The sequence below is a fragment of the Nonomuraea sp. NPDC023979 genome (assembly GCF_040639085.1).
GTDB classification, from domain to species: domain Bacteria; phylum Actinomycetota; class Actinomycetes; order Streptosporangiales; family Streptosporangiaceae; genus Nonomuraea; species Nonomuraea ceibae.
On record NZ_JBEZZG010000009.1, the window covers coordinates 1 to 20,560 of the forward strand.

General features: G+C 72.7%; 17 protein-coding genes. 12 read left to right on the plus strand and 5 right to left on the minus strand.

Annotation, left to right across the window (positions count from 1 at the left end; genetic code table 11):
* Positions 1–86: integrase core domain-containing protein (locus AB0G11_RS18095; RefSeq protein ID WP_357587182.1), on the plus strand; the 86-nt coding region annotated here is incomplete at its 5' end.
* Positions 87–96: 10 nt separating this feature from the next.
* Here AB0G11_RS18095 and AB0G11_RS18100 read toward each other — a convergent pair.
* On the minus strand, positions 97–726 hold the full coding sequence (locus AB0G11_RS18100; protein WP_219501046.1) for an MBL fold metallo-hydrolase: 630 nt from the start codon (positions 724–726) through the stop codon (positions 97–99).
* 23 nt (positions 727–749) lie between these two features.
* Between AB0G11_RS18100 and AB0G11_RS18105 the strand changes: the two genes are divergently transcribed.
* The 7 genes from AB0G11_RS18105 (at position 750) to AB0G11_RS18135 (ending at position 10,944) form a co-directional block, all read left to right on the plus strand.
* Positions 750–1,730, plus strand: coding sequence for a methionine synthase (locus AB0G11_RS18105; protein ID WP_357586878.1), 981 nt, complete (start codon positions 750–752; stop codon positions 1,728–1,730).
* Positions 1,731–1,751: 21 nt separating this feature from the next.
* Entirely contained in the window at positions 1,752–3,956 is a 2,205-nt protein-coding gene (ligA, locus tag AB0G11_RS18110) for an NAD-dependent DNA ligase LigA (protein ID WP_219501048.1), read from the plus strand.
* Between the two features lie 130 nt (positions 3,957–4,086).
* Entirely contained in the window at positions 4,087–6,147 is a 2,061-nt protein-coding gene (locus AB0G11_RS18115; RefSeq protein WP_219501050.1) for an EAL domain-containing protein, read from the plus strand.
* A 99-nt stretch (positions 6,148–6,246) separates the two neighbouring features.
* A complete protein-coding gene (gatC, locus tag AB0G11_RS18120; RefSeq protein WP_049556801.1) occupies positions 6,247–6,546 on the plus strand; it encodes an Asp-tRNA(Asn)/Glu-tRNA(Gln) amidotransferase subunit GatC in 300 nt (99 codons plus the stop codon).
* Positions 6,543–8,036, plus strand: coding sequence for an Asp-tRNA(Asn)/Glu-tRNA(Gln) amidotransferase subunit GatA (gene gatA, locus AB0G11_RS18125; RefSeq protein ID WP_219501052.1), 1,494 nt, complete (start codon positions 6,543–6,545; stop codon positions 8,034–8,036). Before gatC ends, gatA begins: the two co-directional genes overlap by 4 nt.
* Before the next feature lie 2 nt (positions 8,037–8,038).
* The gene (gene gatB / locus AB0G11_RS18130; protein WP_219501228.1) at positions 8,039–9,526 is read left to right on the plus strand and encodes an Asp-tRNA(Asn)/Glu-tRNA(Gln) amidotransferase subunit GatB; all 1,488 of its coding nucleotides are present in this window, start codon (positions 8,039–8,041) and stop codon (positions 9,524–9,526) included.
* Positions 9,527–9,627: 101 nt separating this feature from the next.
* Positions 9,628–10,944: an MFS transporter gene (locus AB0G11_RS18135; protein WP_246644121.1), complete on the plus strand. Its 1,317-nt coding sequence runs from the start codon at positions 9,628–9,630 to the stop codon at positions 10,942–10,944.
* A gap of 36 nt (positions 10,945–10,980) precedes the next feature.
* Here the strand turns inward: AB0G11_RS18135 and AB0G11_RS18140 are convergent, their stop codons facing one another.
* The 3 genes from AB0G11_RS18140 to AB0G11_RS18150 are packed head-to-tail and all read right to left on the minus strand — an operon-like array spanning position 10,981 to position 13,952.
* A complete protein-coding gene (locus AB0G11_RS18140) occupies positions 10,981–12,474 on the minus strand; it encodes a tripartite tricarboxylate transporter permease (protein WP_219501055.1) in 1,494 nt (497 codons plus the stop codon).
* Positions 12,475–12,984, minus strand: coding sequence for a tripartite tricarboxylate transporter TctB family protein (locus tag AB0G11_RS18145; RefSeq protein WP_219501057.1), 510 nt, complete (start codon positions 12,982–12,984; stop codon positions 12,475–12,477).
* Positions 12,984–13,952 carry a tripartite tricarboxylate transporter substrate binding protein gene (locus AB0G11_RS18150; RefSeq protein ID WP_219501060.1) on the minus strand — a complete coding sequence of 323 codons (969 nt, stop codon included), beginning with the start codon at positions 13,950–13,952 and terminating at the stop codon, positions 12,984–12,986. The genes AB0G11_RS18145 and AB0G11_RS18150 overlap by 1 nt, the downstream gene beginning before the upstream one ends.
* A 136-nt stretch (positions 13,953–14,088) precedes the next feature.
* On the opposite strand from AB0G11_RS18150, the gene AB0G11_RS18155 reads away from it, so the two are divergent.
* The 3 genes from AB0G11_RS18155 (at position 14,089) to AB0G11_RS18165 (ending at position 18,388) form a co-directional block, all read left to right on the plus strand.
* Positions 14,089–15,666 (plus strand): sensor histidine kinase, encoded by a 1,578-nt coding sequence (locus AB0G11_RS18155; protein WP_219501063.1) that lies wholly within the window; start codon positions 14,089–14,091, stop codon positions 15,664–15,666.
* Positions 15,667–15,698: 32 nt separating this feature from the next.
* Complete coding sequence (locus AB0G11_RS18160; RefSeq protein WP_246644193.1) at positions 15,699–16,322, plus strand: response regulator; 624 nt, start codon at positions 15,699–15,701, stop codon at positions 16,320–16,322.
* A 92-nt stretch (positions 16,323–16,414) separates the two neighbouring features.
* On the plus strand, positions 16,415–18,388 hold the full coding sequence (locus tag AB0G11_RS18165) for a VanW family protein (protein ID WP_219501069.1): 1,974 nt from the start codon (positions 16,415–16,417) through the stop codon (positions 18,386–18,388).
* Here the strand turns inward: AB0G11_RS18165 and AB0G11_RS18170 are convergent.
* A complete protein-coding gene (locus AB0G11_RS18170) occupies positions 18,385–19,458 on the minus strand; it encodes a PQQ-dependent sugar dehydrogenase (RefSeq protein ID WP_357586879.1) in 1,074 nt (357 codons plus the stop codon). The genes AB0G11_RS18165 and AB0G11_RS18170 overlap by 4 nt on opposite strands.
* Positions 19,459–19,496: 38 nt before the next feature.
* Here AB0G11_RS18170 and AB0G11_RS18175 point away from each other — a divergent pair, with 38 nt between their 5' ends.
* Entirely contained in the window at positions 19,497–20,405 is a 909-nt protein-coding gene (locus tag AB0G11_RS18175; RefSeq protein ID WP_357586881.1) for a 2-hydroxyacid dehydrogenase, read from the plus strand.
* Positions 20,406–20,560 lie beyond the last annotated feature (155 nt).

Consider the following 20,560-nt stretch of genomic DNA (forward strand, 5'->3'; position numbering starts at 1 on the left):
CCTGGCTCGAGCACTACAACACCACCCGGCCACACACAGCCCTCGGCGGCCGACCACCGATCAGCCGACTGACACCAAGTTCATGACCAAGTACACCTAGAGCGTGACCGACTCGCCGGTCTTCAGCCGCCGCATGTCGGCCTTCTGCACGTCCGACTCCAGCCGCAGGTAGTTGTCGACCAGGCCCAGCCCGAAGTCGTTGAGCAGCCCGTCATGGGTGGAGAACGCCCGGGCGGGCCGCACCTCCCGCAGATAGCCGACCATCTCCGACAGCTTCATCCACGGCGCGTTGGTGGGCACCAGCAGCGTGGGCACCTCGACGCCCGGCACCGTCAGCGCGTCGCCGGGGTAGAACACCTCGTCGTCCACGAGAAACCCGACATTGCTGACGATCGGCACGTCCGGATGGTTCTTGGCGTGCCACTCGCCGAACACCCGGACCGAGAAACCGGCGGCCTGGAAGTCGTCGCCGTGCTCCACCACGTGGACCCGGACCGGCACGCCGGACAGCTCGGCGGCGACGGCGGCGCAGGTCCAGACCTCCAGGCCGGGCGAGGCGGCGGCCAGCCGGTCGATGTCGAGGTGGTCGGCGTGCTCGTGCGTGACCAGCACCGCGTCGGCGCCGTCGAGCACCGGATCGGCGGTGAACGTGCCCGGGTCGACCACCAGGACCTTGCCGTCCTTCTCCAGGCGTACGCAGGCGTGACCGTACTTCGTGAGCTTCATCTTCGAGAGCCTACGCTTGTCCCATGTTGACGTGGGGAGCCACCGGAGTCGGGTCGCATCCGGGCGAGGATCATCTTGAGGCGTTGCGCGTCGTGTTCGGGGAGGTGCCGGGCCTGCCCTACCTGCCGGAGCTGCCGGCGCGGGGGGTGGGGGCCGACCTGGTGGGCCGGACGGCGGCGCTGCTCGTGGACCTGCCCGTCGAGGTCCAGCCCTCCGGGTGGCGGATCGCCGGCCGGCCGGGCCGCGACCACCAGCGGGCGCTCGACCACCTCCGGCGTGACCTCGACGGCCTGGAGGAGGTCGGCCACGACTACGCCGGGCCGCTCAAGCTGCAGGTGTGCGGGCCGTGGACGCTGGCCGGGGCGATCGAGCTGCGCCACGGCGACAAGGTGCTGTCCGACCGGGGGGCCGTGCGCGACATGATCGCCTCGCTGGCCCAGGGCGTCGCCGACCACTGCGCGGACGTGCGGCGGCGGCTGCCCGGCGTGACCGGGATCGTGCTGCAGCTCGACGAGCCGGGGCTGCCCGGCGTGCTGGCGGGCACGGTGCCGACGGCGTCCGGGTTCGGGCGGCTGGCGGCGGTCGAGGAGTGGCGGGTGGAGGAGTCGCTGCGCTCCTTCACCGACCCGGTGGTGCACTGCTGCGCGCCGTCGGCGCCGTTCGCGCTGCTGCGCCGGGCCGGCGTGCGGGCGGTCTCGGTGGACGCGTCGCTGATCAGGCGGCGCGAAGAGGAGGCCGTCGGCGAGCTGGTCGAGGCCGGGATCGGGCTGCTGCTCGGGGTGGTGCCCGGCAGGGACGCGCGGCTGCCCGACGTGGGCGTGGTGGCCAAGCCGGCGCTGGAGCTGTGGCGGCGGCTCGGGTTCGCGCCGGAGCGGCTGGCCGGGCAGGTCGTGCTGACCCCGTCGTGCGGGCTCGCCGAGGCCTCGCCCGCCTACGCCAAGGCGGCGCTGGCGGCGTGCCGGAGGGCCGCCGACGTGCTGCGGGACGATCCTGGCAGCGAATAGGCTGGAGCGGCTACGGAGGGAGTGCACGGGGTGAGCGAGCAGGCAGGGGGCGTGCCCGTGACCGCGCTGGAGCGGCACGCCGAGCTGAGCGAGCTGGTCGAGGACGCACGCTACCGCTACTACGTCGAGGACCAGCCGACGGTCAGCGACGCCCAGTTCGACGCGTGGTTCAACGAGCTGCTGGAGCTGGAGCGGGAGCATCCGTCGCTGCAGACGCCCGACTCGCCCACGCAGAAGGTCGGCGCCCCGGCGGCCGGCGACTTCGCCAAAGTCGACCACCTGGCCCGGATGGAGAGCCTGGACAACGTCTTCAACGCCGAGGGCATGGCGGAGTGGACGGCCAGGGCCGAGCGGCTGGCCGAGCACGACCCGGGCCCCTACCTGTGCGAGCTGAAGATCGACGGGCTGGCCGTGGCGCTGGTCTACCGTGACGGCAGGCTGGAGCGGGCCGCCACCCGCGGCGACGGGCGCACCGGCGACGACGTCACGGCCAACGTGCGCACGATCAAGGGCATCCCGCACCGGCTCATCGGCGACGACGTGCCGAGCCTGGTCGAGGTGCGCGGAGAGGTCTACATCCCGGTCGAGGACTTCAAGATCCTGAACGAGCAGCTCGTCGAGCAGGGCGTCGCGCCGTTCGCCAACCCGCGCAACTCGGCCGCCGGGACCCTGCGCCAGAAGGACCCGCGCGTCACCGCGCAGCGGCCGCTGCGCATGCTGGTGCACGGCGTCGGCGTCTGGGAGGGCGCGGCAGAGCCGCAGGCCCAGTCGCAGGTCTACGACCGGCTGCGCGAGTTCGGGCTGCCGGTCAGCGACCTGTACAAGGTGGTCGACGACCTCGACGGCGTCAACGCCTACATCGAGCACTACCGCGAGCACCGCCACGACCCGGCGTACGAGATCGACGGCGTGGTGGTCAAGGTCGACAGGTTCCGCATCCAGCGCGAGCTGGGCTCCACCTCGCGGGCGCCGCGCTGGGCGATCGCGTACAAGTACCCGCCGCAGGAGGTCAACACCAAGCTGCTGGACATCCAGGTCGGCGTGGGGCGCACCGGGCGGATCACCCCGTTCGCGGTGATGGAGCCGGTCGTGGTGTCCGGCTCGACGGTCGAGCGGGCCACGCTGCACAACGCGGCCGTGGTGGTCAAGAAGGGCGTGCTCATCGGCGACACGGTCGTGCTGCGCAAGGCGGGCGACGTGATCCCGGAGATCATCGGCCCCGTCGCCGCGCTGCGCGACGGCACCGAGCGGCCCTTCGAGATGCCGACCCACTGTCCCGAGTGCGGCACCGAGCTGGCCTACGAGCGCGAGGGCGACGCCGACCTGCGCTGCCCCAACGCGCGCGGCTGCCCGGCGCAGATCCGCGAGCGGCTGTTCTTCGCCTCGCGGCGCTCGGCCCTCGACATCCGCGGCCTCGGCTACGTCGCGGCCACCGCGCTCACCCAGCCGATCCCCTCGCAGGAGCCGGTGGTGCGCACCGAGGCCGACCTGTTCGACCTCACGCTGGAGCAGCTCGTCCCCATCAGGTCCGTGGTGCGCGACAAGGACTCCGGCCTGCCCAAGCTCGACGAGAAGACCGGCGAGGAGAAGGTCGTCTCGTTCTTCTCCAACGTCGACGGCCGGCCCAGCCAGAACGCCCACCTGCTGATGGACGAGCTCGCCCGCGCCAAGGAGGCGCCGCTGTGGCGGGTCCTGGTCGCGCTGTCGATCCGGCACGTCGGCCCGCCCACCGCGCAGGCGCTGGCCAGTGCGATGGGGTCGATCGAGGCCGTCATGAACGCCTCGGAGGAGGAGCTGGCCGAGGTTCCCGACATCGGCCCGCGCGTGGCGGCGACGATCCGGGAGTGGTTCCAGGTCGACTGGCACCGCGAGATCGTCACCCGCTGGAAGGCGGCGGGGGTGCGCATGCGCGACGAGCCGCCCGCGGACGTCGAGGAGCTGCCGCAGACGCTCGACGGGCTCACGTTCGTGGTGACCGGCACGCTGCCCGACCACACCCGCGAGCAGGCGGGCGCGGCCATCGCCGCGCGGGGCGGCAAGGTGGCCGGCTCGGTGTCGAAGAAGACGTCGTTCCTGGTCGCGGGGGAGAACGCCGGGTCGAAGTATGACAAGGCGCTCTCGCTGAAGGTGCCGATCCTGGACGCCGAGGGCTTCCACGCCCTGCTCGAACAGGGCCCCGAAGCCGCCGCCGAGCTGGCCTTCAAGGAAGAAACCCCGCCTACGTAGCGTTGGGCTAATAACACGCTGGGTGGGTATATGCCGGGAAGGCGACGTGACGGAACGTACGCGCTTGGTTTCGCGAAGTGGAGTTAAGGTCGTACCCTCCCATAGTGACCTAATGGGGGTTCTGTTACCGATGACTGACCCAACCGACACCCGCGACACAGGACCGCGCGTCGGCACGCCCCTCTGGGCGTTCCTCGCGGGCGTCACCGTGATCGGCTTCACCGCGCTCGTCGTCGCCCTGCTCAGGCTCGACACCGCCGAGTTCGCCGAGCTCGTCCGCACGCCGCTGTTCTGGGTGCTCGCGGTCCTGGTCGTCCTCGGTGAGCTGCGGCCCGTCATGGTGTCGTCCGCCACCGCCGTGGGCGGCACCTACCCGTCGACGATGTTCACCTTCGCCGTGCTGCTCCACTTCGGGCTGCCGGTCGCCGCGCTCATGCAGGCCGTCGCCGTCGTCGTCAACGGCGTGGCCACGCGCAAGGCCTGGCACCGGGTGATGTTCAACATCGCCCAGTCGACGCTCGCGCTGACCACCGCCGCCGTGGTGCTCGGCGTGTTCCGCATCGTGCCCAGCGCCGCCCTGCCGTGGGTGCCCTCGGGTCCCGACCTGCTCGCCATCGCGCTGTCCGGCGTCGCCTACTTCGCCGCCCGCGCCATGCTCGTCAGCGGCGCGGTCGCCCTGCACGAGCGCCGCTCGATCGTGCGCGTCCTGCGGGTCACCGCCGGCCCGCAGAGCCTCGTGTACGCCGCGCTCCTCGGCCTGGCCCCGCTGGTCGTCGTCGTCATGAGCCATTCGCCGGGGCTGGTGCCGCTGTTCGTGGCGCCGCTCGCGGCCGTTTACTTCACCGCCACGCTCTCCATGCGCCGCGACCACCAGGCGCTGCACGACGAGCTGACCGGGCTGCCCAACCGCAAGATGCTCATCGTCTCCACCGAGGAGGCGCTCGCCGAGGCCCGCCAGGACGAGCGGGTCGGCCTCTTCCTCCTCGACCTCGACCGGTTCAAGGAGGTCAACGACACGATGGGGCACCCGGTCGGCGACCGGCTGCTGCAACTGGTCGCCCACCGCCTCACCCACTCCGTCCGGCCCGGCGACGTCGTGGCCCGGCTGGGCGGTGACGAGTTCGCGGTGCTGCTGCCGTCCATCCGCGACGCCCACGCGGCCCGCGAGGTCGCCGCCCGGCTGCGGGCCGCGCTGACCGAGCCCGTACGGCTCGAAGGCATGTCCTTCGACCTCGACGGCTCCGTCGGCATCGCCCTCTACCCCGACCACGCCCCCGACTTCGAGCTGCTGCTCCAGCGCGCCGACGTCGCCATGTACCTGGCCAAGGAAGGCCGCACCGGGGTGGAGCTCTACCAGCCGGACAAGGACCGCAACTCGCCCGAACGCCTGAACCTGCTCGGCGACCTGCGCCGCGCCATCGACAACGCCGACCTCAAGCTGCACTACCAGCCCAAGGTCGGCCTCACCGGCGGCGCCATCTACGGCGTCGAGGCGCTGCTGCGCTGGCACCACCCCGTGCACGGGCCGATCGCCCCGTCCGACTACATCCCGCTCGCCGAGCAGTCCTACCTCATGCGCCAGCTCACCGAGTACGTCGTCCACGAGGCGCTGGAGCAGGCCGCCCGCTGGTGGCACACCGGGCTGCAGATCCCGATCTCGGTCAACATCTCCGCCCGCGACCTGCTCGGCTCCGCGCTGCCCGAACAGCTCGAAGCCGGCCTGGCCAAGCTCCGGCTGCCGCCCGCCGCCATCCAGCTGGAGGTCACCGAGCGCATCCTGACCGGCGAGCAGGCCTACACCCACGAGACCATCAAGGCCCTGGCCACGCTCGGCGTCCCCCTGGCGCTCGACGACTTCGGCACCGGCTACTCCTCGCTCATCCGGCTCCAGCGGCTGGCGGTCTCCGAGGTGAAGATCGACGCCTCGTTCGTGCGCCGCATCGCCGAGTCCGAGGACGACGACCGCATCGTCCGCTCCATCGTCGACCTGGTCCGCTCCCTCGGCCTGCGCTCGGTCGCCGAGGGCGTCGAGTCCGACGAGGTCGCCCTGCGGCTGGCCGAGATGGGCTGCGACGTCGGCCAGGGATGGCTGTTCGGCCAGCCCATGCCCGCCGCCGACGCCACCGCCTGGCTGCTGCGCCGCGCCGACGCCTCCTACGACCTTCGCTCCGAGGTCACCCAGACCGCCTGACCAGCGGACCGGCGCACGGGTAATGGTTCGGAGGCGATCGGCCGACGCCCCTAGGATGTGAGTGTCCAAACTCCATCCACGAAACGGGTTCAACGACTCATGTCCGCCATAACCCGCGACGAGGTCGCGCATCTGGCCCGGTTGTCCAGGCTGGCGCTCACCGACGACGAGCTCGACCACTACGCCACGCAACTCGATGCCATCATCGAGTCGGTCGCGAAGGTGGCAGAGGTCGCCGCCGAGGACGTGCCGCCTTCGTCGCACGCTCTCCCGCTGACCAACGTTTTCCGTCCCGACGAGGTGCGACAGTCCCTGACGCCCGAGCAGGCCCTTTCGGGCGCTCCCGCCGTCGAGGACGACCGCTTCCGGGTGCCGCGCATCCTCGGGGAGGAGGCATGAGCCTGATCCGCAAGACGGCCGCCGAGCTGGGCGCGATGATCGCCGCCGGTGAGGTGTCGGCCGCCGAGGTGGCCGAGGCGCACCTCGACCGGATGGCCGAGGTCGAGCCCAAGGTCAAGGCGTTCCTGCACGTCGACCGCGAGACCACGCTGGAGCAGGCCAGGGCCGTCGACGCCCGGCTGAAGGCGGGGGAGAAGCTCGGGCCGCTGGCCGGGGTGCCGATCGCGCACAAGGACATCTTCACCACCCGCGACATGCCGACCACGGCCGCGTCCAAGATCCTGCAGGGCTGGCGCCCGCCTTACGACGCGACCGTGACGCGCCGGCTGCGCGAGGCCGGGCTGGTCATCCTGGGCAAGACCAACCTGGACGAGTTCGCCATGGGCTCCTCCACGGAGAACTCTGCCTACCAGCTCACGCACAACCCGTGGGACCTGACCAGGGTGCCCGGCGGCTCGTCGGGCGGCTCCAGCGCGGCCGTGGCCGCCTACGAGGCGCCGCTGTCGACGGGCACCGACACGGGCGGCTCGATCCGCCAGCCGGCCGCGGTGACCGGCATCGTGGGCATGAAGCCGACCTACGGCGGCTCGTCCCGCTACGGCCTGATCGCCTTCGCCAGCTCGCTCGACACGCCGGGCCCGTTCGCCCGCAACGTGCTCGACGCCGCGCTGCTGCAGGAGGCGTTCTCCGGGCACGACCCGATGGACTCGACCTCCATCGACGCCCCGGTCCCGTCCGTCGTCGAGGCCGCCCGCAACGGTGACGTGGCCGGGATGCGCATCGGCGTCGTGCGCGAGTTCGCCGGCGGCGACGGCGTCCAGCCGGGCGTGCTGGCCCGCTTCAACGAGGCCGTCCAGCTCCTGGAGTCGCTCGGCGCCAAGGTCGTCGAGGTCTCCTGCCCGTCGTTCGCGAGCGCGCTGCCGGCCTACTACCTGATCGCGCCGTCGGAGTGCAGCTCCAACCTGGCCCGCTTCGACGCCATGCGCTACGGCCTGCGCGTCGGCGACGACGGCACGCGCAGCGCCGAGGAGGTCATGGCGCTGACCCGGGCGGCCGGGTTCGGCCCCGAGGTCAAGCGGCGCATCATGCTCGGCACCTACGCGCTGTCGAGCGGCTACTACGACGCCTACTACGGCCAGGCGCAGAAGGTCCGCACCGTCATCGCCCGCGAGTTCGAGGCCGCCTACCAGCAGGTGGACGTGCTGATCTCGCCGACGACGCCGACGACGGCGTTCCCGATCGGCGAGCGCGCCGACGACCCCATGGCCATGTACCTGGCCGACCTCTACACCATCCCGTCCAACCTGACGGGCAACGCGGCCATCTCGGTGCCGTGCGGCCTGGCGGACGAGGACGGTCTGCCGGTCGGCCTGCAGATCATGGCCCCGGTCCTGGGCGACGACCGCTGCTACCGGGTCGGCGCCGCCGTCGAGAAGGCCCTGGAGAGCCGCTGGGGCGGCCCGTTGCTGAAGGAGGCCCCGTCGCTATGACCATGGTCTATGACGAAGCGCTCGAACGGTTCGAGCCGGTGCTCGGGCTGGAGACGCACGTCGAGCTGGGCACCAACTCCAAGATGTTCTGTGGCTGCCGCACCGCGTTCGGCGCGCCGGCCAACACGCAGGTGTGCCCGACGTGCCTGGCGCTGCCCGGCGCGCTGCCGGTGGCCAACGCCGCCGCGATCGAGTCGACGATCCGGATCGGGCTGGCGCTCAACTGCTCGATCGCCGAGTGGTGCCGCATGGCCAGGAAGAACTACTTCTACCCGGACATGCCGAAGAACTACCAGATCTCCCAGTACGACGAGCCGCTCTGCTTCGACGGCTACATCGACGTCGAGGTCTACGGCGAGACGGTGCGGATCGAGATCGAGCGCGTGCACCTGGAGGAGGACACCGGCAAGTCGACCCACGTGGGCGGCGCGACGGGCCGCATCCACGGGGCCGATTACTCGATCGTCGACTACAACCGGGCGGGCATCCCCCTGGTCGAGATCGTCACCAAGCCGATCCCGGGCACCGACCGGCTCGCGCCGGAGGTGGCCAGGGCGTACGTGACGGAGCTGCGCGAGATCATGCGCTCGCTGGGCGTCTCCGACGTGCGCATGGAGGAGGGCTCGCTGCGCTGCGACGTGAACGTCTCGCTCATGGAGCGCGGCGCCTCCGAGTGGGGCACCCGTACGGAGACCAAGAACGTCAACTCGCTGCGCAGCGTCGAGCGGGCGGTGCGCAGCGAGATCGAGCGGCAGGCGGGCGTGCTGGCCGGCGGCGGCCGGATCGTGCAGGAGACGCGCCACTTCCACGAGGACACCGGCACCACCACGCCCGGCAGGTCCAAGGAGGAGGCGCAGGACTACCGCTACTTCCCCGAGCCGGACCTGGTGCCGATCGCGCCGGACCCGGCGTGGGTGGCGGAGCTGAAGGCGGCGCTGCCGGAGCTGCCGTCGGTCAGGCGCAAGCGGCTGCAGGCCGAGTGGGGTCTGTCCGACCTCGACATGCAGGCGATGCACAACGCCGACGCGATCGAGCTGGTCGAGGCGACGGTCAAGGCGGGCGCGCCGGCCGCCGACGCGCGCAAGTGGTGGATGGGCGAGCTGGCCCGCCGCGCGAACGAGACGGCGACGCCGCTGGCCGACCTGCCGATCACGCCGGAGCAGATCGCCCGGGTGACCGAGCTGGTGGCGTCCGGGGCGCTCAACGACAAGCTGGCCCGCGAGGTGCTGGAGGGCGTGCTCGCCGGTGAGGGCACGCCGGACGACGTCGTGGAGAAGCGCGGGCTCAAGATCGTCAACGACGAGGGCGAGCTGTCGGCGATCATCGACGAGGTGCTGGCGGCCAACGCCGACGCGGCCGACAAGGTGCGGTCCGGCAAGATCGCGGCGGTCGGCGCGCTGGTGGGCGGCGTGATGAAGGCCAGCCGGGGCAAGGCCGACGCGGCTCGGGCGCGCGAGCTGATCCTGGAGAAGCTGGGCGTCTCCGCCTAGCGGTTCCGCACGTCCGTACGCGGCCTAGGTCCATCTGACCGGGTGGACCTAGGACCGCGGCGGGAGGTGCCCGCGCGAGCGACGGCCTAACGTCGGGTTCCATGAGACGAACTGCGTTGACAGCCGGCCTGGTGGCGATGGTGTCACTGGTGGCCTTCGAGTACGTCGCCGTCGCGGTGGCCATGCCCGTCGTGGCGGCGGATCTGGACGGTGTGGGACTTTACGGCCTGGCGTTCAGCGGGGCGATGGCCGCCGCCGTGGTGGGCACGGTGCTCGGCGGGCGGTGGGCCGACCTGCGCGGGCCGCTGGCGCCGTTGTGGACCGGGGTGGCCGGTTTCATCGGCGGCCTGTTGCTGGCGGGGCTGGCGCCCTCGATGGAGGCGCTGATCGCCGGGCGGCTGGTGCAGGGCTTCGGCGGCGCGCTGGTGAGCGTGGCCCTCTACGTGGTGGTGGCGCGGGCGTACCCGGAGGAGCTGCATCCGAAGATCTTCTCCTTGTTCGCCACGGCCTGGGTGGTGCCGTCGATGGTGGGGCCGGCGATCGTCGGCCTGGTGGTCGACACGCTGGGCTGGCGGTGGGTGTTCCTGCTGGTGCCGATCCTGACCGTGGTGAGCGGGCTGGTGCTGGCGCGCGGGGTCGCCGGGCAGCCGGTGCGCGGCGGCCAGGGCACGCCCGCGCCGGGGCTGGCGGCCAAGGTCGCCTGGGCGGCCGTGACGGCGGTGGCGGCCGGGCTCATGCAGTACGGGAGCGGCGGGTCGCCGGTCCTGCTGGTCGCCGGGCTGGTCATCCTGGCCGTGGCGCTGCCCAGGCTGCTGCCCGCCGGGACGCTGCGGGCCGCCCGCGGGCTTCCGGCGGTGGTCGGGCTGCGCGGGCTGGCGACCGGGGCGCTGTTCGCCGCCGAGGTGATCGTGCCGCTCATGCTGGTGCAGGAGCGCGGGCTGTCGCCGTTCCTGGCCGGGATCGCGATCACCGGCGGCGCGGTGACCTGGTCGTTCGCGTCGTGGCTGCAGGGGCGCGAGGTGTTCGGCCGGATGACGAACCTGGTGCTCGGCTCGGCCGCGCTGGCGGGCGGCATCCTGCTCATGGGCGCGGTGACGTTCGACGGGGTGCCGGTCGCGGTGGCCTACCCGTCGTGGATCCTGGCCGGGTTCGGCATGGGGCTGATCTATCCGACGCTGTCGGTGCTCACGCTGGAGCTGTCGGCTCCGGGCGAGGAGGGCGTCAACAGCTCGGCGCTGCAGGTGGGGGAGTCGGTGTTCTCGGTGGTGGCGGTCGCGATCACCAGCGCGCTGTTCACCGCCGTCGGCTCCGCCTACTGGGCGGTGTTCGCGGCCACGCTGGTGATGGCGCTGGCGGGCCTGGCGATCGCGCCCCGCGCGGTCCGCTCGGCCGCGCCCGCCGCCACCGCGTCGGCGTGACCCGCGGGCCCGGGTACGGTCCCGGGCCCGCGGGCGTCACGCGGCGCGCCGCGCCCAGAGCCTCCTGAACAGCGGCGTCAGCAGCGCCACGCCCGACAGGAGCAGCAGCACCACCGACACCCAGCTCTCCACCAGCACGCTCACGTCGCCCGCGCCGATGGCCAGGGCGCGGCGGAGCTGGATCTCCGCCATCGGCCCGAGGATCATCCCGATCACCGCGGGGGCGACCGGGAGCCCGAAGCGCCGCATCGCGAACCCGAGCAGCCCGAGCACGAACAGCACGACCAGGTCCACGACGCTGGCCTTCAGCGCGTAGACGCCGAGCGCCGCGAACACCACGATCCCGGCATACAGGTACGGGCGCGGGATCAGCAGCAGTCGCGCCCACAGCGGCGCCAGCGGCAGGTTGAGCACGAGCAGCATGGCGTTGCCGATGAACAGCGACGCGATCATGCCCCACACCAGGGCCGGGTTGTGGTCGAACAGCTGCGGCCCGGGCTGCAGCCCGTACTGCTGGAAGGCGGCGAGCATGATGGCGGCGGTCGCGGACGTGGGCAGGCCCAGCGTCAGCAGCGGGACGAGGGTGCCGGCGGCGGAGGCGTTGTTGGCCGCCTCCGGCCCGGCGACGCCCTCGATGGCGCCCTTGCCGTACTCCTCGCGGGCGACGCCGCGCGCCAGCCGCTTCTCGGCCGCGTACGACAGGAAGGTGGGGATCTCGGCGCCGCCGCCGGGCAGCGCGCCGAACGGGAAGCCGAGCGCGGTCCCGCGCAGCCACGGCCGCCACGAGCGGCCCCAGTCGGAGCGGCCCATCCAGGCCCGCCCGACGGGCACCACCTCGGGCGCGGCGTGCCGCAGCCGCGACGCCACGTACAGGGCCTCGCCGAGCGCGAACAGCCCGACGGCGACGATCACCACGTCCACGCCGTCGAGAAGCTGCCGCAGGCCCAGCGTGAGCCGCGCCTGCCCGGTCTGCTGGTCGATGCCGATCAGCCCGATCACCAGGCCGAACCCGAGCGAGGCCAGGCCGCGCACCACCGAGCGCGACAGCACCGACGACACGGCGGTGAACGCCAGGATCGCCAGCGCGAAGTAGTCGGCGGGGCCGAACGAGATCGCGAAGCTCACCACGGCCGGCGCGGCCACCACGAGCAGCGCGGTCGCGATGGTCCCGGCCACGAACGAGCCGATGGCGGCCGTGGCCAGCGCCTGCGCCGCCCGCCCGCGCCGGGCCATCTTGTTGCCCTCCAGCGCCGTGATCATCGACGACGACTCGCCCGGCGTGTTGAGCAGGATGGAGGTGGTCGAGCCGCCGTACATGCCGCCGTAGTAGATGCCGGCGAACATGATGAACGCGCTGGCCGGCGGCACCGTGAAGGTGATCGGCAGCAGCAGCGCCACGGTCATCGCCGGCCCGATCCCCGGCAGCACGCCGACCAGCGTGCCCAGGGTGACGCCGATGAGCGCGTACATGAGGTTGACCGGGGTGAGCGCGGCGGCGAACCCGTCGAGCAGGAGCTGCACCGACTCCACTCAGATCACCCCCCGCAGCACCCCGGCGGGCAGCGTGACGCCCAGCCCCTTGACGAACAGCAGGTACGTGGTGACGGCCAGGATCACGGCGATGCCCGCGGCGCGCAGCCGGTGGGCGGCGCCGAGCACCACCGACAGGCCGAAGAACAGCAGGCTCGCCGAGATGATCCAGCCGAGCAGGTCGAGCACCGCGGCGAAGCCCAGGAAGACGCCGCTGACCAGGCCGACGCTGCGCCAGTCGGCGGGCGCGTCGGGGTCCACGTCCTCGCTCTCCTCCGGGTCGCCGCGCCCGCCGCGCAGCACGTCGGCCACGTAGAACAGGCCGATGAGGACCATGGCGCCGCCCACGAGCATGGGGAAGAAGCGGGGGCCGAGGCCGAGCTGGGAGGCCGCCGCGGACACGTCCAGCGTGCCCACGACGACGAACACGCCCAGCCCCAGCACCACCAGCGCCAGCCCGAGCTCGGGCCGCCACCAGCGCGGGCGCTTGCCGGAATCAGCGGAGGGCATCAGGAGACGACGCCCAGCTCGGCGATGATCGCCTTGACCCGGGTCTGCTCGGCCGCCAGGTAGTCGGCGAACTCCTGGCCGGTCTGGAAGGAGTCGATCCAGCCGTTCTTGGCCACCGCGTCCTTCCACGCCTGGGAGTCGTGCATCTTGGTGACCAGGTCGGTCAGCGCCTTCTTGTCGGCGTCGCTGAGCCCGCCGGGCGCCACCATGCCGCGCCAGTTGGCCAGCTCCACGTCCAGGCCGCCCTCCTTCAGGGTGGGGGCGTCGAGGTCGGGCAGCCGCTCGCCGGAGGTCACGCCGAGCGCGCGCAGCTTGCCGGACTTCACGTGCTCGGCGAACTCGCCGACGCCCGAGATGCCGATCGTCACCTTGTTGCCGAGCAGCGCGTTGAGCGCCTCGCCGCCGCCGGAGTGCGCGATGTAGTTGACCTGCTTGGGGTCCACGCCCGCGGCCTTGGCCATGAGACCGGCCACGATGTGGTCGGTGCCGCCGGCCGAGCCGCCCGCGACCGAGACCTTGGCCGGGTCCGCCTTCCAGGCCGCGACCAGGTCGGCCAGCGTCTTCAGCGGCGACTCGGCCGGGACCACGACGATCTCGTACTCCTCGGTCAGCTTGGCGATCGGCGTGGTCTCGTCCAGCGTGACCTGGGACTTGTTCTGCTCGATGGCGCCGACCATGACCAGGCCCATCGTCATCAGCAGGTTGCCGTTGCCCTTCTCGCCGGCGAGCTGGGCCAGGCCGATGGTGCCGCCCGCGCCGGGCACGTTGAACACCTCGACCTTGCGGTCGGGCGCGGCGGCCTTGATCGCCTGCTCGGCCGTGCGGGAGGTCTGGTCCCAGCCGCCGCCGGGCGAGGCCGGCGCCATGATCCGCAGCGCGCTGGTGCCGCCGCCCGTGCCGGTGTCGCCGCAGCCGGTGAGCGCGGCGACCGAGAGCGCCGCGAGGGCGGCGAGTATGCGCAGACGCATTGATCACTCCAAGGGGGGATTTCACCTTCTTGGGAACCGCATGGTGAGCCCGTACCCCGCCGGAGTCGAGCCTTTGCCGGTAGGCGTCGTAATGGTCGTATTGGTCGCAACACCGCCGTGACCTCGGGGTGTTTGCATGTGGACCGTGAAGTGGGTCCGTGACGCCTCCCTCGGCACCCAGCTGTTCGTGCTCCAGATGGCGATCGTGCTGCTCGCCGTGGGGAGCACCGCCGGCGTGTGGGCGCAGCACACGCGCAGCCAGCTCGACGGCCGCTACCAGCAGCGGGCGCTGGCCATCGCGCAGTCCGTGGCCGGGCTGCCGCAGGTGCGCGAGGCGTTCGAGCTGCGCCGTCCGGAGTCCGTGCTCCAGCCGCTGGCGCTCAGCGTGCAGCAGACCACCGGCGCCGACTACGTGGTGATCGCCAACGACGACCAGATCCGCTACGCCCACCCCAACGCCTCGCTCATCCGCAAGCAGCTGTCGACCGACGGCACCTACGTGCTCACCACCGGCCGCGACTGGGTCGGCACCGAGAAGGGCACGATCGGCGTCACCGTGCGCGGCAAGACGCCGGTCCTGGACGAGTACGGCGACGTCATCGGCCTGGTCTCGGTCGGCGTGCTGGAGACGACCGTCACGGGTGAGGTCGCCGAGGCGCTGCCGCCGTTGCTGTGGACGGCGACGGCGGTGCTGCTGGCCGGGCTCGCGGCGGCCGCGCTGATCACCGCGCGGGTGCGCCGGCAGACGTTCGGCCTGGAGCCGGGTGAGATCGCCGCCCTGCTGGAGCAGCGCGAGGGCGTGCTGCACGGCGTCAAGGAGGGCGTGCTCGCGCTCGACCTCGAAGGCCGGGTGACGCTGGTCAACGACGCCGCCCGCGAGCTGCTCGGCGACGTCGGCGACGACCTGACCCGGATGCCGGTCTCCGACCGGATGCGCGACGTGCTGGGCGGCGCCGACCCGGGCGAGGACCGGATCGTCCTGCACGGCGACCGGGTGCTGGTGCTCAACCGCACCCCGGTGTCCGTACGCGGCCAGCACCGCGGCTGGGTGGTCACGCTGCGCGACCGCACCGAGCTCGTACGGCTGGCGCGCGAGCTGGACGACACCAGCAGCGCCACGGGAGCGCTGCGGGCCCAGGCGCACGAGTTCGCCAACCGCATGCACACCGTCGTCGGGCTGCTGGAGCTGGGCGAGCACGAGGCGGCGATCGCGTTCATCACCAGCGGCACCCCGGCCGCCTACCTCGGCGACCTGCGCGAGAAGGTCGAGGACCCGACGCTGGCCGCGCTGCTGCTGGCCAAGTCGGCCGAGGCCGCCGAGCGCGGCGCCCGCCTGGTGCTCTCCGGCGACTCCCGGGTGCCGGCGGACGTGCTCGGCGACCCGCAGGACGCGGTGCTGGTGGTCGGCAACCTGGTGGCCAACGCGATCGACGCGCTCGACGGCGCCGCCGGCACGATCGAGGTCTCGGTCGTGGCCGACGCGGCCGGGCTGCGCGTACGGGTCGGCGACTCCGGGCCCGGCATCATGCCCGACCTGGTCGAGGAGGTGTTCCGGGAGGGGTTCACCACGAAGGCGGCCCACTCCGGGCCGCGCGGTCTCGGCCTGGCGCTGACCCGGCAGGCGTGCCTGCGCCGGGGCGGCTGGGTCAAGGTGCGCAACTCGGGCGGCGCGGTGTTCACCGCCCACCTGCCCGCCGAGGAGGTGACGGTGTGAGCATCCGCGTGCTGGTGGTGGACGACGACTTCATGGTGGCGCGCGTGCACGGCGCCTACGTGGCGCGGGTGCCCGGCTTCGAGGTCGTCGCGACGGTCGGCAACGGCGCCGGGGCGCTCGCGGCGGTGACCGAGCACCGGCCGGACCTGGTGCTGCTCGACATCTACCTGCCCGACATGTCGGGCCTGGCGGTGTTGCAGGCGCTGAGCGGCGTCGACGTGCTCGTGATCAGCGCCGCCCGCGACGTGCCCACGGTCCGCGCGGCGATGCGCGGCGGCGCGATCAACTACCTGATCAAGCCGTTCACCGCCGACGCGCTGACCGAGCGGCTGCGCCACTACGCCGACACCCGGCGGCGGCTCCACGCCATCGGCCCCGAGGCCCGCCAGGACGACGTGGACCGCCTGTTCGGCACGCCGGCCGCCGCCGCGCCGCTGCCCAAGGGGCTGTCCCCCGCCACCTGCGCGCTGGTCGCCGACACCCTGCGCGACGCCGGCCGCGACCTGTCGGCGGCCGAGACGGCGCAGCTCGCGGGCCTGTCGCGGGTCAGCGCCCGCCGCTACCTCGAACACCTGTGCGCGGGAGGGCGGGCGGAGCTGCGGCCCCGCTACGGCACGGCCGGGCGTCCTGAGCACCGGTACCGCTGGCTCGGCTGACACAGTTCCGTAGTCTTTTCTCGTGACATATGCCGACCCTCGTGCCTTACTGTTGCCTGAGACTTGGCTGCGGAACGGGAGGAGATTGAGGCGTGCGTAACGCCGGACCGATCGAATCACCGACCGACCCGTTCGCCTCGGTGCCCCTGCCCTCGCGCGGCACCAGCAGGAAGCCGAAGATCGAGGGCCTGCCCCCGGGCGTCTCCCGCGACATCTTCGGCCCGCAGGAGCAGCCGGCGCAGGAGCCCCGCCCGCAGGAGCCGCCCAAGAGCGGCACCCTGCCCCCGGTGCCGACCGCGTCGCAGCCCTGGCCGGTCAACGGCAACGGGTCCGAGCCGCCGCCGTTCGGCATGCGCACGCCGCTGGAGCGGCCCCCGGCGCCCGACGCCGACCCGCCGCGCAAGCGCCGCCTGCTGCCCGGCATCGCCGTGCTCGTGCTGCTCGCCCTCGCCCTGGCCTACCTGGTCCCGGCCGTGCTCATGTCCGACGCCGTGCTGCGCGGGACCCGGGTGGGCGGCGTCGACATCGGCGGCATGACCGTCACCCAGGCGGCCGACAAGCTGCGCAGCGAGCTCGCCGTCAAGCTCAACAAGCCCGTCGTCGTCGACCTCGGCGGGCGCAAGGACACCATCCAGCCCGACGAGGCCGGGCTGGAGCTCGACGTGGTGGCCACGATCGGCCAGGCGCCCAGCGGCTTCCCCAGCCCGATCGAGGTGTGGCGGGCGCTCACCACCACGACCGACATCGAGCCGAAGGTCACCGTCGACCCCTCCCAGCTCACCAGGACCGTCGAGGCGCTGGCCGAGACCGTCGACCGGCGGCCGCACGAGGGCCGCGTCACGTACAAGGGGCTGCGCCCGGTGGCGACGCAGCCGCGCTCGGGCGCGCTGCTCGACCGCGGCGAGGCGGTCCGCGTGATCAGCGAGGCCTTCCTGAACGGCACCGGCACCGCGATCGTCAGCCTGGTGCCCGCCGAGCCCGCCACCAGCGCCCGCGCCGTCCAGAAGGCCACCGCGCAGGCCAGGCGGGCGGTGTCCGCGCCCATCACGCTGACCCTCGGCGGCAAGCAGGCGCAGCTCACCCCGGCCACGATCGCCGCCAACCTCACCTTCGTGCCCGACGGCGACGGGGGGCTGCGGCCCGACTTCGACGCCAAGGGGGCGCTGGCCACCGTCGAGAGCAGCCTGGTGGACGCGACCCAGGTGCCGCGCGACGCCACGTACGAGATCGTGAACGGCAAGCCCGTGCTCGTGCCCTCGCGCGAGGGCCGGGGCGTCAACGCCAAGGCGCTCGCCCGCGACGTGGTCAAGCTGGTGCGGAGCGGCGGGAACCGGGTCGTCCCCGTGGCGCTGGCCGACGCCCCGCCCGAGGTCACCACCGAGCAGGTGGCCGACCTCGGCATCAAGGAGACGGTGTCGTCGTTCACCACGACCTTCGACTGCTGCCTGCCGCGCGTGACCAACATCCGCCGGATGGCCGAGCAGGTCGACGGGGTCCTGGTCAAGCCCGGCGAGACGTTCTCGCTCAACGAGCTGGTGGGGGAGCGCACCGCCGAGGGCGGCTACGTGCCGGCCGACCAGATCGTCGGCGGCCGGACGCTCACGATCATGGGCGGCGGGGCCTCCCAGTTCGCCACCGCCCTCTACAACGCCGCCTACTACGGCGGCTTCGAGGACGTCGAGCACACGCCGATGGACTACTTCTCCGCCCGCTACCCGGCGGGCCGCGACGCCGCGCTGCTCTACCCCGACCTGGACCTGAAGTGGCGCAACGACTCCGACCACGGGGTGCTGATCAAGACCTCGTCCACGGCCACGTCGGTGTCCGTCGTGCTGTGGAGCACCAGGCGCTACGACGAGATCAAGGCTGTCGAGTCCGACCGGCGGGAGTTCACCCCGTTCCGCCGTGAAACCAGCGACGCCGCCGGCTGCAGGCCCACCACCGGCCAGCAGGGCTTCACCGTCGACGTCACCCGGGTCTTCATCCGCGACGGCGAAGAGATCAAGCGGGACAAGAAGGTCACCACGAAGTACCGCCCCCAGGCCCAGGTGGTGTGCACCGGCTAGGGCGTGACCGCGAGGATCCGGTCGTCGCCCACGCGCGGCTCGCCCCGGCCGTCCCTGTTGCTGGTGCCCACCCACAGCCCGCCGCCGGGGGCGGCGGTCACCGCGCGTAGCCTGCCGTACGTGCCGCCGTAGTGCGCGACCGGCGTGCCCGGCGAGCCGTCGGCGGCCAGCGGGATCTGCCACAGCCGTTCGCCGCGCAGCGCGCCCATCCACAGCGAGCCGCCGGCGAACGCCAGACCGGACGGTGACGCCTCGGAGGTGTCCCAGGTGACGACCGGATCGGTGAACTCCGGGGCGCCGCCCCGGCCCTCCACCTCCGGCCAGCCGTAGTTGCCGCCCGCCTCGATCAGGTTGAGCTCGTCGTGGGCGTCGGCGCCGAACTCGGAGGCGTACAGCCGGCCCGAGCCGTCCCAGGCCAGGCCCTGCACGTTGCGGTGGCCCAGGCTGTAGACGAGCGTGCCGAACGGGTTGCCGGGAGCCGGCCGCCCGTCGGCCGTCATGCGCAGGATCTTGCCCGCGAGCGAGTCGCGGTCCTGCGACAGGGACCGGTCGCCGGTCTCGCCGGTGGTGGCGTACAGGTGGCCGTCGGGGCCGAACGCCAGCCGCCCGCCGTTGTGGACGGTCCCCTTCGGGATGCCCTGGACGATCACCCGCGGCTCCGACAGCGTGTCGCCGGTCAGCCGGTAGCGGACGATCCGGTTGTCGGAGGCGGCCGTGCAGTACACGAACACCTGCTCACCCTTGACCGCCACGCCCATCAGCCCGCCCTCGCCGCCGGGCGTCACGCCCTCGATCACGGCCAGCTCCCGCGCCCGGCCCGCCGGGGTGACCCGCAGCAGCCTGGCCGAGTCGCGCTCGGTCACCAGCGCGTCGCCGCCCGGCAGGAACGCGATCGCCCACGGCACGGCCAGGTCGCGCGCCACCACGCGCGGCTCGCCGGGCGACGGCCCGCCGCGTGCCGAGGCGGCCGGCGGCCCCCCGCCCTGGTCAGAGGCGGCCGGCGGCACCCCGCCCGCGCCGGAACAGGCGGCGAGCGCCACCGCGAGCATGGTCAGCCAGAGTGCCCTCATGTCTCCCATACTTGCCCCCGAGCCATAAAGTTTCCCGCATGAAGATCTGGGTCCCGTACGAGCCGGTCGCCGAAGTCCTGTCCGATCTGCCGGGTGTGGCGTGCTCCGTGTACGACGGCACCGGGCCGGAGCCCGACGGGATCGAGGACGTCGAAGTGTGGATCCCGCCCCTGGTCACCGTGCCGGACGTGCCGGGCACGCTGGCGCGGATGCGGTCGCTGCGTCTGGTCCAGACCGTCACCGCGGGCGTGGACGCCTACCGGCCGCACCTGCCGGAGGGCGCGGTGCTGTGCAACGCGCGCGGCGTGCACGACGCGGGCACCGCCGAGTGGGCCGTCGGCGCGATGATCGCAGTGCTGCGCGAGTTCCCCGGCTTCACCGACGCCCAGCGCCGGGGCGAGTGGACCTACCGCCACACCGGCGTGCTGGCCGACTCCACCGTGCTGATCGTCGGCTACGGCTCCATCGGGCAGGCGCTCGAACGCCGCCTCGACGGCTTCGAGGTCGAGGTCGTCCGGGTCGCCAGGAGCGCCCGCGAGGGCGTCCACGGCATGGCCGAGCTGCCCGCCCTGCTGCCCGGGGCCGACGTCGTGGTGCTGCTCGTGCCCGCCACGCCCGACACCGCCGGCATGGCCGACGCCGCGTTCCTGTCGCGGATGAAGGACGGCGCGGTGCTGGTCAACGCGGCCAGGGGCGGCGTCGTCGACACCGACGCCCTGCTCGCCGAGCTCAAGAGCGGCAGGCTGCGGGCCGCGCTCGACGTGACCGCGCCCGAGCCGCTGCCGGCCGGTCACCCCCTGTGGAGCGCGCCGGGCGTCTTCATCACGCCGCACGTGGCGGGCAGCACGCCCGCCTCCGACCGCCGCATGCTCCGGCTCATGCGCGCGCAATTGACGCGCTATCTCGCGGGCGAGCCGCTCGACAACGTCATCACCGACGCGTATTGAGAGGAATCCGGACCGTGGCTGGTCCGTGACCTGCGGTGCGTACGGTGGCGTCTAACCAAGGTTTCCTGACTTCCTGTCAAGGAAATCCTGGCGGCAATCAGGTCCGTGTGGTTATCAGATCGGTGACGACATCGGCGTTGTCACCACCCGCGCAC

What these genes read in the sequence shown, in the direction of transcription:
- AB0G11_RS18100 (WP_219501046.1), bottom strand. Translation starts at nt 726, where the DNA reads ATGAAGCTCACGAAGTACGGTCACGCCTGCGTACGCCTGGAGAAGGAC.
- AB0G11_RS18105 (WP_357586878.1), top strand. Translation starts at nt 750, where the DNA reads ATGTTGACGTGGGGAGCCACCGGAGTCGGGTCGCATCCGGGCGAGGAT.
- AB0G11_RS18115 (WP_219501050.1), top strand. Translation starts at nt 4,087, where the DNA reads ATGACTGACCCAACCGACACCCGCGACACAGGACCGCGCGTCGGCACG.
- gatC (WP_049556801.1), top strand. Translation starts at nt 6,247, where the DNA reads ATGTCCGCCATAACCCGCGACGAGGTCGCGCATCTGGCCCGGTTGTCC.
- gatA (WP_219501052.1), top strand. Translation starts at nt 6,543, where the DNA reads ATGAGCCTGATCCGCAAGACGGCCGCCGAGCTGGGCGCGATGATCGCC.
- gatB (WP_219501228.1), top strand. Translation starts at nt 8,039, where the DNA reads ATGGTCTATGACGAAGCGCTCGAACGGTTCGAGCCGGTGCTCGGGCTG.
- AB0G11_RS18135 (WP_246644121.1), top strand. Translation starts at nt 9,628, where the DNA reads ATGAGACGAACTGCGTTGACAGCCGGCCTGGTGGCGATGGTGTCACTG.
- AB0G11_RS18145 (WP_219501057.1), bottom strand. Translation starts at nt 12,984, where the DNA reads ATGCCCTCCGCTGATTCCGGCAAGCGCCCGCGCTGGTGGCGGCCCGAG.
- AB0G11_RS18150 (WP_219501060.1), bottom strand. Translation starts at nt 13,952, where the DNA reads ATGCGTCTGCGCATACTCGCCGCCCTCGCGGCGCTCTCGGTCGCCGCG.
- AB0G11_RS18155 (WP_219501063.1), top strand. Translation starts at nt 14,089, where the DNA reads ATGTGGACCGTGAAGTGGGTCCGTGACGCCTCCCTCGGCACCCAGCTG.
- AB0G11_RS18160 (WP_246644193.1), top strand. Translation starts at nt 15,699, where the DNA reads ATGGTGGCGCGCGTGCACGGCGCCTACGTGGCGCGGGTGCCCGGCTTC.
- AB0G11_RS18170 (WP_357586879.1), bottom strand. Translation starts at nt 19,458, where the DNA reads ATGAGGGCACTCTGGCTGACCATGCTCGCGGTGGCGCTCGCCGCCTGT.
- AB0G11_RS18175 (WP_357586881.1), top strand. Translation starts at nt 19,497, where the DNA reads ATGAAGATCTGGGTCCCGTACGAGCCGGTCGCCGAAGTCCTGTCCGAT.